At 55.2% G+C, this 14,182-nt stretch carries 12 protein-coding genes; all 12 read left to right on the forward strand.

All coding sequences use genetic code 11. From position 1 onward, the window contains the following. The first annotated feature begins 8 nt into the window (after positions 1–8). The 12 genes from ACFO6X_RS04225 (at position 9) to ACFO6X_RS04280 (ending at position 14,160) form a co-directional block, all read left to right on the forward strand. Positions 9–341, forward strand: coding sequence for an STAS domain-containing protein (locus ACFO6X_RS04225; RefSeq protein ID WP_382430363.1), 333 nt, complete (start codon positions 9–11; stop codon positions 339–341). Between the two features lie 9 nt (positions 342–350). Further along, positions 351–2,504: a chemotaxis protein CheA gene (locus ACFO6X_RS04230; RefSeq protein ID WP_382430365.1), complete on the forward strand. Its 2,154-nt coding sequence runs from the start codon at positions 351–353 to the stop codon at positions 2,502–2,504. Between the two features lie 13 nt (positions 2,505–2,517). Further along, complete coding sequence (locus ACFO6X_RS04235) at positions 2,518–4,170, forward strand: methyl-accepting chemotaxis protein (RefSeq protein WP_382430367.1); 1,653 nt, start codon at positions 2,518–2,520, stop codon at positions 4,168–4,170. Beyond that, positions 4,157–4,735 (forward strand): chemotaxis protein CheW, encoded by a 579-nt coding sequence (locus tag ACFO6X_RS04240; protein ID WP_382430369.1) that lies wholly within the window; start codon positions 4,157–4,159, stop codon positions 4,733–4,735. The genes ACFO6X_RS04235 and ACFO6X_RS04240 overlap by 14 nt, the downstream gene beginning before the upstream one ends. 18 nt (positions 4,736–4,753) lie before the next feature. Further along, on the forward strand, positions 4,754–5,617 hold the full coding sequence (locus ACFO6X_RS04245) for a CheR family methyltransferase (RefSeq protein WP_382430371.1): 864 nt from the start codon (positions 4,754–4,756) through the stop codon (positions 5,615–5,617). A gap of 15 nt (positions 5,618–5,632) precedes the next feature. Next, positions 5,633–6,682, forward strand: coding sequence for a site-specific integrase (locus ACFO6X_RS04250; RefSeq protein WP_382430373.1), 1,050 nt, complete (start codon positions 5,633–5,635; stop codon positions 6,680–6,682). A 44-nt stretch (positions 6,683–6,726) separates the two neighbouring features. Beyond that, positions 6,727–7,998: an NYN domain-containing protein gene (locus ACFO6X_RS04255; protein ID WP_382430375.1), complete on the forward strand. Its 1,272-nt coding sequence runs from the start codon at positions 6,727–6,729 to the stop codon at positions 7,996–7,998. A gap of 542 nt (positions 7,999–8,540) precedes the next feature. Then, the gene (locus ACFO6X_RS04260) at positions 8,541–8,849 is read left to right on the forward strand and encodes a DUF3649 domain-containing protein (RefSeq protein ID WP_382430377.1); all 309 of its coding nucleotides are present in this window, start codon (positions 8,541–8,543) and stop codon (positions 8,847–8,849) included. Positions 8,850–8,890: 41 nt separating this feature from the next. After that, positions 8,891–10,594, forward strand: coding sequence for a PepSY-associated TM helix domain-containing protein (locus ACFO6X_RS04265; protein ID WP_382430522.1), 1,704 nt, complete (start codon positions 8,891–8,893; stop codon positions 10,592–10,594). Continuing rightward, complete coding sequence (locus tag ACFO6X_RS04270; protein ID WP_382430379.1) at positions 10,587–10,922, forward strand: DUF3325 domain-containing protein; 336 nt, start codon at positions 10,587–10,589, stop codon at positions 10,920–10,922. The genes ACFO6X_RS04265 and ACFO6X_RS04270 overlap by 8 nt, the downstream gene beginning before the upstream one ends. A gap of 286 nt (positions 10,923–11,208) precedes the next feature. Continuing rightward, entirely contained in the window at positions 11,209–11,934 is a 726-nt protein-coding gene (locus ACFO6X_RS04275; protein ID WP_382430381.1) for a TonB-dependent receptor, read from the forward strand. Between the two features lie 36 nt (positions 11,935–11,970). Beyond that, a complete protein-coding gene (locus ACFO6X_RS04280) occupies positions 11,971–14,160 on the forward strand; it encodes a TonB-dependent siderophore receptor (RefSeq protein WP_382430383.1) in 2,190 nt (729 codons plus the stop codon). Positions 14,161–14,182: the final 22 nt, after the last annotated feature.

Consider the following 14,182-nt stretch of genomic DNA (forward strand, 5'->3'; position numbering starts at 1 on the left):
GATGTCGTATGGAAGTCATTCAGGAACAATCGGGAGACAAATGCTGTCTGCATCTGCGTGGTGACTGCAATATCTACCACGCAGCCGAGTTGCGAACCGTGTTGATGGAAGCCTTACGCACCCCGGTCTCATTCGATGTCGATCTATCGGGTGTGACCGAAATAGATACTGCTGGCATACAGGTATTGATGGCCGCCAAAAACCATGCGCGTGCGCATGGGGTGGAATTGCGCTTACTGGGCCACAGCCCGCCCGTGCTGGAGTTGATCGAAATCTACGATCTGGCCGCTTGGCTGGGTGATCCCTTGATCGTTGCGGCAGCGCCTAACCACCCGGCATAAAGGCAAGTCATGGATTTGAACGACGCACTGCAAACCTTTTTTGATGAGAGCCGTGGCCTGCTGACCGATATGGAAGCGGCATTGATTTATCTGGAGCAAACCCCCAATGATCCAGAAGCGATCAATGCGGTTTTTCGTGCTGCCCATACCATCAAAGGGGCGGCAGGCCTGTTTGGCCTTGATGACATCGTGCTCTTCACACACCATCTAGAAACTTTGTTGGTGCTGGTGCGCGAAGGGTCGCTGGATTTGAACAGCGACCTGATCGGCCTGTTGTTGCAAAGTGGTGACCATGTAGGGCATTTGCTCGATGCGATGGAAGCGGGCGGTTTACGCAACGACTCCTTGATTCATAAAGAGCAGCAGTTGTTGGCACAGTTGCAACAGGCCTCTGGCAGCGTGGGCGGAGCGGTGCAGGTAGCCTCTTTACCCAAAGTGGATTTCAGCAACCCTGAAAGCCTGAATAGCGATGAGTTATGGCATCTGTCTTTGCGGTTTTCTGCTGGTGTGATGCAAGAGGGCTTTGAGCCAGCGTCTTTTATCTACCACCTGCGCACGTTGGGGCGCATCGTACAGATCAGCACCTTGACCCACGCGCTGCCCGCGCTGAGCGAAATCGAACCAGAAAACTGCTACTTGGGCTTTGAAATTCGTTTTGCCAGCCATGCCAGCAAAAGCGAGATTGAGGGAATTTTCGAGTTTGTGAGCCAAGACTGCGAACTGCGCATTCTGCCCCCTGACAGTCGATTAGAAGATTATTTACGCCTGATTGACGAGTTGCCAGCCGACCGGATGCGGTTGGGCGAGATTTTGCTGGCTTGTGGCGCTGTGACCGAGCATGAGTTGCAACGCGCCTTGCACGAACAAGCCCAAGAGCCTGGGGAGGAGCGGCACCCACTGGGCGAAATTCTGATTGAGGAACAAGCGGTACAGCCTGAATTGGTGCAAGGGGCCATTGGACGGCAAACCGAGTTGCGCCAGCGCCAAGCACAAGAAGCTAAGCTGATTCGTGTGCATTCAGACAAACTCGATGCCCTGATTAACCGGGTGGCTGAACTGATCATTGCCAGCTCGGCAGTAGGGGTGCTAGCCCGGCACAACAAAGACCGGGCCATGCGCGAGGCCGCCTCTATGGTCTCACGCTTGACAGAGCAAGTGCGCGATGGTGCCATGATGCTGCGCATGGTGGAAATAGGCGAGACCTTTAATCGGTTCAAACGCTTGGTACGCGATGTGTCGAAAGAAACGGGCAAAGAGATTGAGCTGCACATTGGTGGTGCCGACACCGAGTTAGACAAAATCCTGGTCGATAAAATTGCCGATCCATTGACGCATCTGGTGCGCAATGCGATTGATCATGGCATTGAGCCTCCGGCCTTGCGTTTGCAACGCGGCAAACCTGCTGCGGGTCGGCTAGAGTTGCGGGCCTACCACGAGGCCGGGATGATTGTGATTGAGGTCTGTGATGACGGTGCAGGTCTTAACCGTGAACGCATTGTGGCCAAAGCCATACAAAAAGGCTTGGTTGCCGCCGATGTAGAACTGACTGATGCCCAAGTGTGGGAAATGATTTTTGAGCCGGGGTTCTCTACGGCAGAACAGGTCAGTAACCTGTCTGGGCGCGGTGTGGGTATGGATGTAGTGAAACGCAACATCGAAGCCTTGCGCGGTAGCATCGACATAGAAAACCGGACTGGGCATGGTGCCAGCTTTCGTATCCGACTGCCATTGACGTTAGCTATTATTGACGGGTTTTTGATGTCGGTCAGTGATTCACATTATGTGGTGCCACTCGATGCCGTGATTGAGTGTATTCAACTCACACCAGATGCCAAAAATTATGTCAGTTTGCGGGGGGAAGTGCTGCCCCTGCTGCGTTTACGACAGCACTTTAACCTGGAAAAACGTGATTTGCGCCGTGAGAATGTGATTGTGGTGCAAGTGGGTGGACGAAAAATGGGGCTGGTCGTGGATCAGCTCAAGGGAGAGTTGCAGGCGGTTATCAAGCCACTGGGGCCGCTGATTGATGGTCTGCCCGGCATTTCTGGGTCGGCTGTGCTTGGTACGGGCGAAGTGGCGCTGATGCTGGATATACAGGAGCTGATCAATCAGGCCTCTTATACGGCTATTGATCATGCCAAAATAGCAATTACAATGCATTAAGAGAGGGGTTTTCATGTTGAATAATCTACGTATTGGCCTGCGCATGGGCTTGGGATTTTTGTCGGTCATTATTGCTACCATGTCTATGGTAGTGCTATTGCTGATAGAGCTCTCTAACTTTAACAGCAGTATGCAGACGCTGTCTGACCGCCGTTTTCCTAACGTGGTCTATTCCAACATGTTGATCGATGGCCTCAATGGCGCAAACATATCGATGCGCAATATGCTTTTATCGCAGGATGATAACACCACAAAAAAAGAACTGGAGCGTATTGCAGGCATTCGGCAGAAGTTTACAGAAACCGTTGCATATTTAGATAAGAGCATTCAATCTGAAGAAGGCAAGCGATTGTTGGCGCGTATCAAGGAAAATAGAGTTCAATACGGTGCCAATCTGGAAAAATTCTTAAAGCTGGTTGCAAGCAACGAGAAGGAGGCTGCCAGGGCACTTTTACTGGGTGAACTGGATGCAGCCCTGACACCCTATCAAGCCTCAGTGGAGGAAATGATTGTTTTTCAGAGCAAGTTGGTAGAAAAGGCAGGAGATGAGGCCAATAACCAATTCCATGCCACAGAAAAATTGATGATTGGGTTGGCCTGTGGCACGGTTTTGCTGGCGCTGCTGGCCGCATTCTTGGTCACACGCAGTGTGACCAAGCCCATCGCCCAAGCTACCCAAGTGGCTGGTTTGCTGGCTGAAGGAGACTTGAGGGTCAAAATTGAAGTGCAGGGCCGTGATGAAGTCGCTCAACTGCTGGAGGCTATGCGCAACATGGCTGATAAGCTGTCGCAAATCATTACCGATGTGCGTGCCGCCTCTGACAATCTGTCCAGTGCTTCAGAAGAAATCTCTGCAACAGCCCAATCGCTGTCGCAAGGTGCTACAGAGCAGGCAGCTAGTGTAGAAGAAATTTCTTCTACGTTGGATGAGGCCAGTGCCTCGGTACAACAAAACTCCGAAAATGCCCGTGTGACAGATGATATGGCTACCCAAGCAGCCCAAGATGCGGGCCAAGGTGGGGATGCTGTGAAGCTCACGGTGCAAGCCATGAAAAGTATTGCCAGCAAAATTGGCATTATTGATGATATTGCCTACCAAACCAATTTGTTGGCCCTGAATGCAGCTATTGAGGCCGCACGGGCTGGCGAGCATGGCAAGGGGTTTGCTGTGGTGGCCGATGAAGTGCGTAAACTGGCCGAACGTAGCCAAGAAGCCGCCCAAGAGATTGGCGAACTCGCTAGCAGTTCGGTCGATCAGGCAGAGCGGGCGGGCAAGTTGTTGGAAGAAATGGTGCCTGCCATTCGCAAAACTTCGGATCTGGTCAAAGAAATCGCCGCCGCCAGTGAAGAGCAAAGCAGTGGCGTGGGACAAATCAATGCGGCGGTGGGGCAGCTGAACCAAACAACCCAGCAGAGTGCTTCTGCCAGCGAGGAGTTGGCTGCCACCTCTGAAGAAATGAGCTCTCAGGCAGAGCAATTGCAACAGTTGATGGCTTTTTTCAAACTCCACGCTCATGAGGTTGGCATGGCCACCAAGCCCCCAGCAGACTATCCTCCGACAAAACCGCCAGTCAAATTTGGCGCTAACAAACCCATGCAAACCATGTCCGCACGCCGCAATACTGCCGCCAAGGGCGCGCCAGGGGCTGATTTTGTCCGCTTCTGACCCCTTGGCATTGGTCGCAGGCACCACACCGGCAGTGCCGAGCCGCAACGCAGCCTTGGCACTGGGGCATGGTGCCCCTCCTCCTAAAAAACACCTGGGCTTTACGCTCAATGGCGAAATCTATGCCATTGCCATTGAACAAATCAAGGAAATCATTGGTTTTCGCCCTATGACCACGGTACCTATGATGCCTGCTTATTTGCGCGGCATTATCAATTTACGTGGCATGGTGGTGCCCGTGATTGATTTGGCGCGGCGCTTTGGTCAGGATCCTACCCCGGTAGGTAAACGCAGCTGCATTGTGATTTTAGAGATTCCTCTTTATCCAGAAATGCCAGAGCAGCGCCATACCATGGGATTGGTAGTGGATATGGTCAATGCGGTATTAGATATTTCTCCCGCCGTTATTGAGCCTGCCCCTAGTTTTGGAATCAATATACGACCTGATTTTTTGCATGGAATGGCAAAAATCAAGGATAAATTTGTTCTGCTGTTAAATATCCAGCGCGTTATTATGTTGGAAGAATTGAATGCCCTGCGCTCCCTTGCCAGAAAAGATGTTTAATTTTGGGGCCATCGTGGCATGTCGATAAAATACACGAAATGGGATGGGGTCAATGCACCTGCGGGCTTGATGCTGTCAGACCACGATTTCAACCAATTTAGGCACTGGATTTTTGATATTTCTGGTATTTCGATGGGGCCGAGCAAAAAGGCACTGGTGGCAGGAAGGTTGGCACGCCGGGTGCAGCACCACGGTTTGCGCAGCTTTCATGCTTATTTTGAGCACTTGCACCGTGATGCTGCCGAACACCAGATCGCTATTGATTTATTGACCACCAACGAGACCCATTTTTTTCGGGAGCCACGGCATTTTGAGTTGCTGCGTGATGTGGTGTTGCCTGCCCATACTGGCCCCCATCCATTGCGCATTTGGAGTGCAGCATCCTCTACTGGGCAAGAGGCCTACAGTATTGCCATGTTGCTGTCCCATGTGCTGGGGCAAGAGGCTTGGGAAGTGCTGGGTTCTGATTTATCTACCAGAGTGCTAGACCAAGCCTGCTCTGCTTTATATGATATGTCGATGGCCCGTGAGATACCCGATGTTTTTTTGCGCAATTTTTGCCTCAAAGGGGTTGGTTCACAAGCTGGTCGTTTCTTGATTTCTCCCGAAGTAACGGCGCGGGTGCGATTTGCCCAAGTCAATCTGAACCAAGAATTGCCCAATGTAGGGGATTTTGATGTCATCTTCTTACGCAATGTGTTGATTTACTTCAATGAAGACACCAAACGTGGCGTGATCGACCGCCTACAAAAAAAACTCCGGCCTGGCGGCTGGTTTTTTGTGGGTCATTCCGAAAGTCTCAATGGCGTCCACCCGGCACTAGAATCTCATGGTTATTCGGTTTACCGCAAACGTGTTTCATCCACAGCATCTAGGGCCTGAGAGGCACCCCTGCCCATGAGCAGTACGCACCACCATTTTCCTACGGGTTCTGCGGTATTTTTGCAATGGTTACAGGCAGAAAGCAGCAAGCCTTCGCGCCGCCTAGGCTCCAATCCTTTGGGGGTGTATCAAGATATTTGGAATGCTTGGTTGGAAAGTCTGCAATCCCCAACCCCGGATGATTGGACTTCTTCACCTTCCCCGTCTTTGCTGCCTGCGGTTGAATGGCACCAGGCACAGAGCGAGGATGTCGCTCGTTTTTTGCGTATCCGGGCAGGCCAACGGGCGCACCACCAGCCAGATCGGCAACTGAGCGAAGTGACTCGCCGACGTTATTGGCGGGTCTTGGATCGGGTGTATGCTTATGCCGTTCAACAAGGCTGGTTGGACACCAGTCCTGTGACGCAATTGCCCAGGGCCGATCGTCCTAAAGCGGTAGATCAGTTGGGCCATTGTCTGCCCCCTGTGCTGTGGGCGCAATTGCCACAGCATTTTCCTGCCAGCCATGGTTTGCAAGGTGCCAGAGACCGGGCTATTTTGCTGCTGCTTTACGAGCTGGCACTGGCTCCAGAAGAAGTGCGTACCCTGACCGATGACAGCCTGCTGGATGCAAACCGGGTGCCATGGCACTTGATGTCAGAGTCTCCGCCCGCAGCTTTACGCATTGATGGCGCTCGCAAGGCGCAACAGCGTATCTTGGCGTTGACACCCCATTTGGGCACGGCGTTGGCCGACTGGTTGCGTTATCGCCATGCCCACGATCCCGAACTGGCCGGATTGATTTTCCACTCCCGTAAGGGTGGGCGTCCGCTGTCTATTCGGGCTCTGTTCCATGTGGCATCTAAAGTGATTCATGAGGCCCATGCTGCTCAGTCGGTAGCACAGCAAACCTACCCTTTGCAAAGGGTGGGGCCACAGGTGATGCGCAACACGGCTGTGGTGAGTTGGCTACGCACAGGTGTGGCAGAGGCCGAAGTAGCACGCCGTATTGGCGTAGATGGCGTGCGGGCTTTAGACCATTTACGCCATCAATGGATGCAGCCACACACGATGTCAGCCCCATGATGCCTCTGCACGGGCACAATTGGCTCCCCCACTGTTCTCTGCCTATGAAAAGCGCTCTTTTTATTGATTTTGATAATGTCTACAGCGCCTTGCGCCGTCTGGATATCCACTACGCTGAACGTTTTGCCCGCCAGCCCTTAGACTGGTTGCATTGGCTGACGGACAGTCTGCCCTTGCCCGCCCATGCTCCTGCGGGTGTCAAGAGCCGACGCCTGCTGGTGCGGCGCTGCTATTTCAACCCGCACGTCTATCAGCGTTTTCGGCCCCACTTTAACCGGGCTGGTTTTGAAACGATTGACTGCCCACCCATGACGACCGAGGGCAAAACCAGCACAGACATTCACATGGTGCTGGACATGGTGGACTTGCTACAGCATGAAACTCGGTTTGATGAGTTCATCGTTTTTTCTGCTGATGCCGACTTCACTCCAGTACTGCGCAAGTTGCGCCGCAGTGATCGGCGCACAACGGTACTGGCAGTAGGTTTTCCCTCTGCGGCTTACCAAGCCTCGGCCGACTTGCTGATCGATACCGATATTTTTGTCCGTGATGCGTTGGGCGAGGCTGAGGAGCACTGTGAGGGCAACCACCCAACACCCATGCGCCACGGTTATCCGGCAGAAATGCACGCACCTGTCCATACCTCGGAATCGATGGAGTGGGAAGACATTCGGGCCTTGGCGACACAAATCATCCGCCACGAGGTAGCCGCCTCGGATTTGGCCGTGCCGTTGGCCCGTATGGCCAGCCGCCTGCCAGCACAGGTGCCGGGGTTGGACAGCAGCAGTTGGGCAGGTTTGGGCAGTTTTCGCCGTTTTGTAGAAACCTTGGTGTTGTCTCCGTTGTTGTTGGATTGGTCGCATTCGGGCGGTTATTTGTACGATCCCCAGCGCCATGCACGCCCTATGTCGCCCGCTGGCCGCGACGGCACACTCGACAGTGCCGATCCCCAATTGTTGCGTCAGATTTGCGATGCTACAGATGCACCACGCCTAGGACGGATGGAGTTTCGGCGGCTTTGGCAGGCCATTGCCACCGATTTGGCCGAACAGCCTTTCCATCTGCGCGACACCGGAAAACGTGTCCGAGATCTGTGCCGTTTGGCCCAGTGCGATATCAGCCGCGAAGATGTGAACTGGGTGCTGCGCGGCTTGTTGATGGGCGGGCACCAATTCGGCCAAGGCCAAGACACGCCACAACAACTGGCATGGCAGATGGCGAATAACTTGGAAAAGCTCTGCGCTCGTGAGGAGTTTTGGCTCGATGAGGGCCAGCGCGCTGCTCTGCACGAGTGGGTGGGAGCCGATCTGGGGTAAGTTGGTAAATAAGAATTAATTCTATTTATTGGAGCGGTAACGAGGCTCCCGATGTTAGAATTTTTCTCAGTGCAACGACGATTCCGAATGCTTTGCCATGAAGCCGTCGGAATCCAGCACGAAAATTTCCAGTAATTCGCCGCCTTGTAGAAGTCCGAGAGGTAGGCGTTTTGCTGCATAAGTCAGCGCCAGCTGATGCGGTCGGGCATGGCCGTCCTATAGAGGAAATCTCCGCCATTCGTGGCGAGGGAAGATGTCCCTTCTTCAGCCAGTAGCGCAGCCCACTGAGACTGAGCATCAGGCCATTTGGCCTGATTGCCCACACGCTCCTTTTCTGCCAGCCAGCTAACGTTTAAACCAAGGTGCTGTATGGCACCTGGCGTCACGTTGAGGCGTGGCATTGGAGGGCTGGGGAGTGAATGATATGCACTGCTATCGATACGGTACGGTATCTGTTGCTGCATTGCTGCCACACGGTGGCGCACAGCATTTGGGCTTTGGTGCGTTGCACAGCACTTGGTGATGCTGGTGGGTGGCTCGCTATGAAGGTGACTCGTCCTATAGGGCGTTATCGTTTGGGTGTTGCATCCCGTACTCTGGCTGCTATGGCTGGGGGTTATGCGCTAGCGGCTGGGTTTTCTGCCGCCGTATCGCTGGGATTGGTGCAGTGGATGCCGCGCGTTGAGGCGGTGCTGACCGCTACCATGCTGGCGTGGTGGGTCTATGCCATAGCCATTGGCTGGGCGTTTTATGCGCGCACGGCCTGGGGTGCTTGGGGTGGAACGCTGTTGCCCGCTTTGGTGTTGGGCGCATGTGCCATGATGCCACGATGGATACAGGCGGCACCATGACCGCTACATCATCGCACAGACCAACCCGGCCTGACACCGACATGCCTGCGCCAGCCCGCCAGGCAATTTCTTCCAAAATGCCCAACGACCGAGAGGGTGTGCGCCAAGCTATGTCGTGGTTGCACACTTGGGCAGGCTTGTTGTTGGGCTGGTTGCTGTTTGCTATCTTTTTTGCTGGCACGCTGTCGTTCTTCAAGAACGAGTTCAATCTATGGATGCGTCCAGAGATGTATGGCTTGCCTGCCGCTGACGCGGAGGTAGCACAGAAGTCGCTGGATGCCCTGACACGCCAGTTTCCTGCACTGACGCAGTGGATCATGCACCTGCCCGATGAGCGCAACCCCGCCGTGGGTATTTTGTGGCGTGACACAGGCAATGGGCGGTTTGAAACCCTGCACATGAATCCGCAAACAGGTGAGGCCATCGCAACACGGCCAACTATGGGTGGTGATTTCTTCTACCGTTTCCACTTTGAACTGCGCACAGCACAGAAGGGGCGTTGGACTCTAGAGGGCCGTTGGTTGGTTGGTGTAGCCACCATGCTGATGTTGGTGGCATTGATCACAGGCGTCATCACACACCGGCGAATTTTCAAGGATTTCTTTACTTTCCGTCCGGCCAAAGGCGGGCAACGGGCGTGGTTGGATGCACACAATGTCAGCGGCGTGTTGGTGTTGCCCTTCTATCTGATGATTACGTTCAGTGGGCTGATGATCTTCCACACCATGTATATGCCAGCGGGCATAGCCACGGTGTACCAGACCCAGAGTGGGGTAGACGCCAATACCTACTTGGCCCAGTTGCAAGGCGAGAACCCTGCCAACCGTCCCCCCCGTGGGGGTCATGGCCCGCTAGAGCCGCTGCCTGCCATTGCACTAAAACCCATTATCAATGCGGCCACTGCCTACTGGCAGGGAGGGCGTATTGGCAGTTTGCAGGCCCGTCGTGACGCACAGGGTCATGCCGTGGTAGAGGTGACACGCCATGAAGGAGATCGTCTGCAATACCGTCCGCCGCGTTTGGTGTTCAACGCCACCACGGGCCAGAGGCTAGAGCATGCAGACCCTAGTAGCCCAGCCGCAAAAACTTATGGCGTGCTGTATGGCCTGCACTTGGCCCGTTTTGCAGATATTGGCATGCGTTGGGCACTGTTTGGTTTTGGTGTGTTGGGCTGTTTGATGATCGCCACAGGTTTGGTGTTGTGGTCTGTCAAGCGTAGCGCCAAGGTTCAGCCTTCTCAAGTCCCGTTTGGGCAGCGTCTGGTGATGGGCCTGAATATTGCCACTTTGGCAGGGCTGCCGCTGGCCTGTGGCGTTTATTTGGCCGCCAACCGTTTGTTGCCCGTAGATATCAAGGGCCGTGCAGATGTGGAGTTGGCTTGGTTCTTTGGGGCTTGGGGTTTGGTGTTGCTGTGGGGGCTGGCTTGCACCGTGTGGCGTCCAAGCCGTATGGGCTGGTCTGCGCCATTGGGTGTGGCGGGCTTGGTATGGGCCATGTTGCCTTTGCTCAATGCCCTGACCACCCACACCCATTTGGGTGTGACTTTGCCTGCCCAGGAATGGATGTGGGCTGGCATGGATTTGTCGTTTTTGGCTGCTGGTATGGCGTGGGGCTGGCTATCTTGGCGTTTGCGACCCGGACGGTGTAGCCCTACCCGCCAAGGCCAGAACAAACGGGCCCATACGGGCAACCGTGGTGCCACTCTGGGCACGAGCATCCATGTGGAAAGCCTGAAAAATGGCTGATTTTTTTCTTTGCTTTGCGGCCTGGTCTGTTGTGGCATTGGGCATGGAGCGCCACCATGAGGATGCCCTCGGGCAGGAAGGGACTGCCCGTAGCCTGATGCAGTTACGCCAGTTGGGGGGGCTGTTGCTGCTGTGGTCGTTGTGGCTGGGCACAGCATACCCCGTGGGAGGCGTATCTGCCGCACTGGGCCTGACCACTTGGATGGTGGCATTGTCTGTGGCGGCTGTAGCCGTCACGGCCACCACCACATGGCTGCCAAAGTACATCCCCACTATGGCAGGGGCAGCATGGCTGATGGGCCTATGGATACGGGCCATCAGTGACTGAAACCGACGGTAAGGTGCGGTTTTATCATATACAAATAAAAATACAAATGATAACTATTGTTATTTGTAATATAGAATTGGTTTCTACCGATGTGGTGCCTTTGCATCGATGGCCTGGGTGCCCCTGTGCGATGTGTCCGCAATGGCGCGGCCCGTATGGCTCCACCAGCCCCGTCCTCTAGAACCTAGGCAGCTATCAAAAAAAGAGTTTGCCCCCCGGCATAGCCAGGGGTGTGGGATTGCGTGCGCTTTTGATTCTTGTTGAAACCACTGAAAGGAAAACGGCTATGCCATCACCCAAATACCTGAAAACCTCCTTGCTGGCCGTCTTGCTGACCAGTGCGGCCATGAGCACCCAAGCCCATCAAGTCTGGCTAGAGAACACTGCAGGCCAAGTGCGCCTGTACTTTGGGGAGTTCAACGACAACTTGCGTGAAGCCTCCCCCGGAGGGCTGGACAAATTCAAGGGTGTGCCTGCACTGGAGCAGCAGCGTGCTGGCGCTGCCCCTCAGCGATTGGGGGGCAAGTTGGACAAAGAGTCGTTTCATTACACCTTGACGGTGGCCGCAGACTCCTTGTTGGCGGCACCCTCTTATCCACTGATTGACCGCAGCAAACGCCAGTTGCCTGCCATGTACTGGCAGCCTTCGGCCCGCTGGGTAGCCAGTTTGGCACAGCCTGTAGCGCCCACAGCACCCTTGGATATCGTGCCCACAGGCAAACCGGGGCAGTTGAAAGTTTTTTTCCAAGGTGCTCCCTTGGCTAAGGCCAATGTGCAACTGGCTGCCCCCTCGGGCTGGACACGCGAGGCGGAATCTGGGGAGGACGGCACTGTGACCTTTCTCACCCCGTGGAAAGGCCAGTATGTGGCTGAGGTTAAGCACAGTGACAAGACCCCCGGTGAAGTCCAAGGCGAGAAATACAGCGAAGCCAGCTATGTGACAACGCTCAGCTTTGTGCAAGCTGATGGCTTGGCATCGCCACCGCTGCCATCCGCACCTGCTGCCCATTGAGTAGTGGCGCCGTTTTGATCTATCGACAACAACACCATGCCATTTTCTGTCTCTCTTCCTCCGGCACAACCGGGACGTCTCCCGCGCACCGCCTTGGCCCAGGCTGCTTTGCTCTTACTGTGTGGCGGATCGGCCTATGCGCAAACCTCTACGCCCTCTACCGCCGAGCCCACATTGGCCCCCGTGACGGTCACTTCAGGTGCTGAAGCAGAAACCCCTACCACCCCGGTGACGGGCTTTGTGGCCAAACGCGCACTCAGTGCCACCAAGACCGACACCCCGCTTCTTGAAACACCACAGGCCATCAGTGTCGTCACGCGCGACCAAATGGAAGCCCAGGGCGTGCAAACGCTGCGCCAAACCACCGCTTACACCGCTGGTGCAGTATCTAACTATTTTGATAGCCGGGTTGACAGCTTTAATGCACGCGGTGCCAGCGTCACGCAATACCAAGACGGGTTGTTGCGTATTTACGGTACTTACAACACCAGCCGCCCCGATCCCTATACGCTCGAGCGCGTGGAGTTGCTGCGTGGCCCTACCTCGGTGCTGTATGGTCAGGGCAGTGTGGGGGGAGTGCTCAACCTGACCAGCAAACGCCCACAAGCAGAAACCCTGCGTGAAGTGCAAATTCAATTGGGCAACAACCATCGCAAACAGATCGCCGCAGACCTGACCGGGGCGCTAGACCAAGAGGGCCAATGGCTCTACCGCTTGGTGGCTGTAGGCCGTGATAGTGGCACACAGGTGCACCATGTGGACGATGACCGCTTGGTGCTGATGCCATCGCTCACTTGGAAACCCAATGCCGACACCTCTCTGACACTGCAAGCATTGCACCAAAAAGACAAGAGCGGTTCACTGATTGGCTTTTTCCCGTGGCAAGGCACGCAATTAGCCAGCCCCTATGGGCAAATTCCCCGCTCCACCTTTATCAGTGAGCCAGGCTGGGATGCGTATGACACCACCAACCACTCGTGGGGCTACCTGTTGAGCCACCGCTTGAACAGCGACTGGACGGTGCGCCAAAACCTGCGCCGCACGGTGAGTGAGGTGGACTATCGCACCATTTACACCAGTTTTACGGCCAACGCCGCTACGGGCCGTCCGGCTCGCCCCGTGTTTAACAGCGATAACCGCACGGTTTACCGTGATGCCGTCTGGCAAATGAATGGGGGCCGGATGCTGCTGGTGGATACTCAGCTAGAGGGCAAGCTCCATACCGGCGGCACTGCACACACAGTGCTGGCCGGGCTAGACATACAACGCAACCATACCAGCCAATCCAGTTGGCGCAGCGTCACTGCTGCTTTTGATGTGTACAACCCGGTGTACGGCAACTTCAGGCCACCCGTGGCATCGCAATTGGTGCGTCAGCCCAATGTCGAGCAGCGCCAATGGGGGCTTTATGCCCAAGACCAAATCCAATGGGGGCGCTGGACAGCCACTTTGGGCCTGCGCCATGACAGTGCCCAAACCGATACCGAAGGCCGACCCGCTGCGGCGATTGATGACAAGGCATGGAGCAAACGCGCAGGCGTTACCTACCAGATGGACAATGGCTGGGCACCTTATGCTGGCTATTCTGAATCGTTCCAACCCTTGGGTGGCGTAGATGCGTATGGCGCGCCCTACAAACCCCAGCGCGGTCAGCAGTGGGAGGCGGGTGTCAAATGGCAACCCCCCGGTCAAGGCATCAGCGCCTATGCAGCCATGTACCAATTGCGAGAAAAAAACCGCAAAACCACAGACCCCAACAACCCACTCAACAGCCTGCAATTGGGTGAAGTCAAGGTGAACGGTTTGGAGGCCGAGGTACAAGCCAGCTTGGCCCGCCGTTGGGACATGACCCTGGCTTATGCCCTGACCGATGCCAAGATCAGCCGCAGCAATGCAGGTGACCAAGGGTTGCCTGTGGCTAGCGTGCCCAAACACACAGCATCGGCTTGGGTTTCCCACCGTTTTGCCAGCCAAGGCCGTGGCGGTTGGGTCGCAGGTGCTGGGGTACGCTATACAGGCTCACAATGGAGCGGCACTTCTGCCATCAGCACACCCGCCACCACTGTGGCCGATGCGATGGTGGCCTACGATGCGGGCGATTGGCGTGTGGCATTCAATGTAGTTAACTTGGCCGATAAAGTGCAGATTACGCAGTGCCTGGCGCGGGGAGACTGCTTTTATGGACAGGCGCGCACTTATACCTTGACGTCTACCTACCGATTCTGAAGGCTATATTCAGCGCCTTCTT

This window comes from Giesbergeria sinuosa, from assembly GCF_042652905.1.
GTDB lineage: Bacteria > Pseudomonadota > Gammaproteobacteria > Burkholderiales > Burkholderiaceae_C > Simplicispira > Simplicispira sinuosa.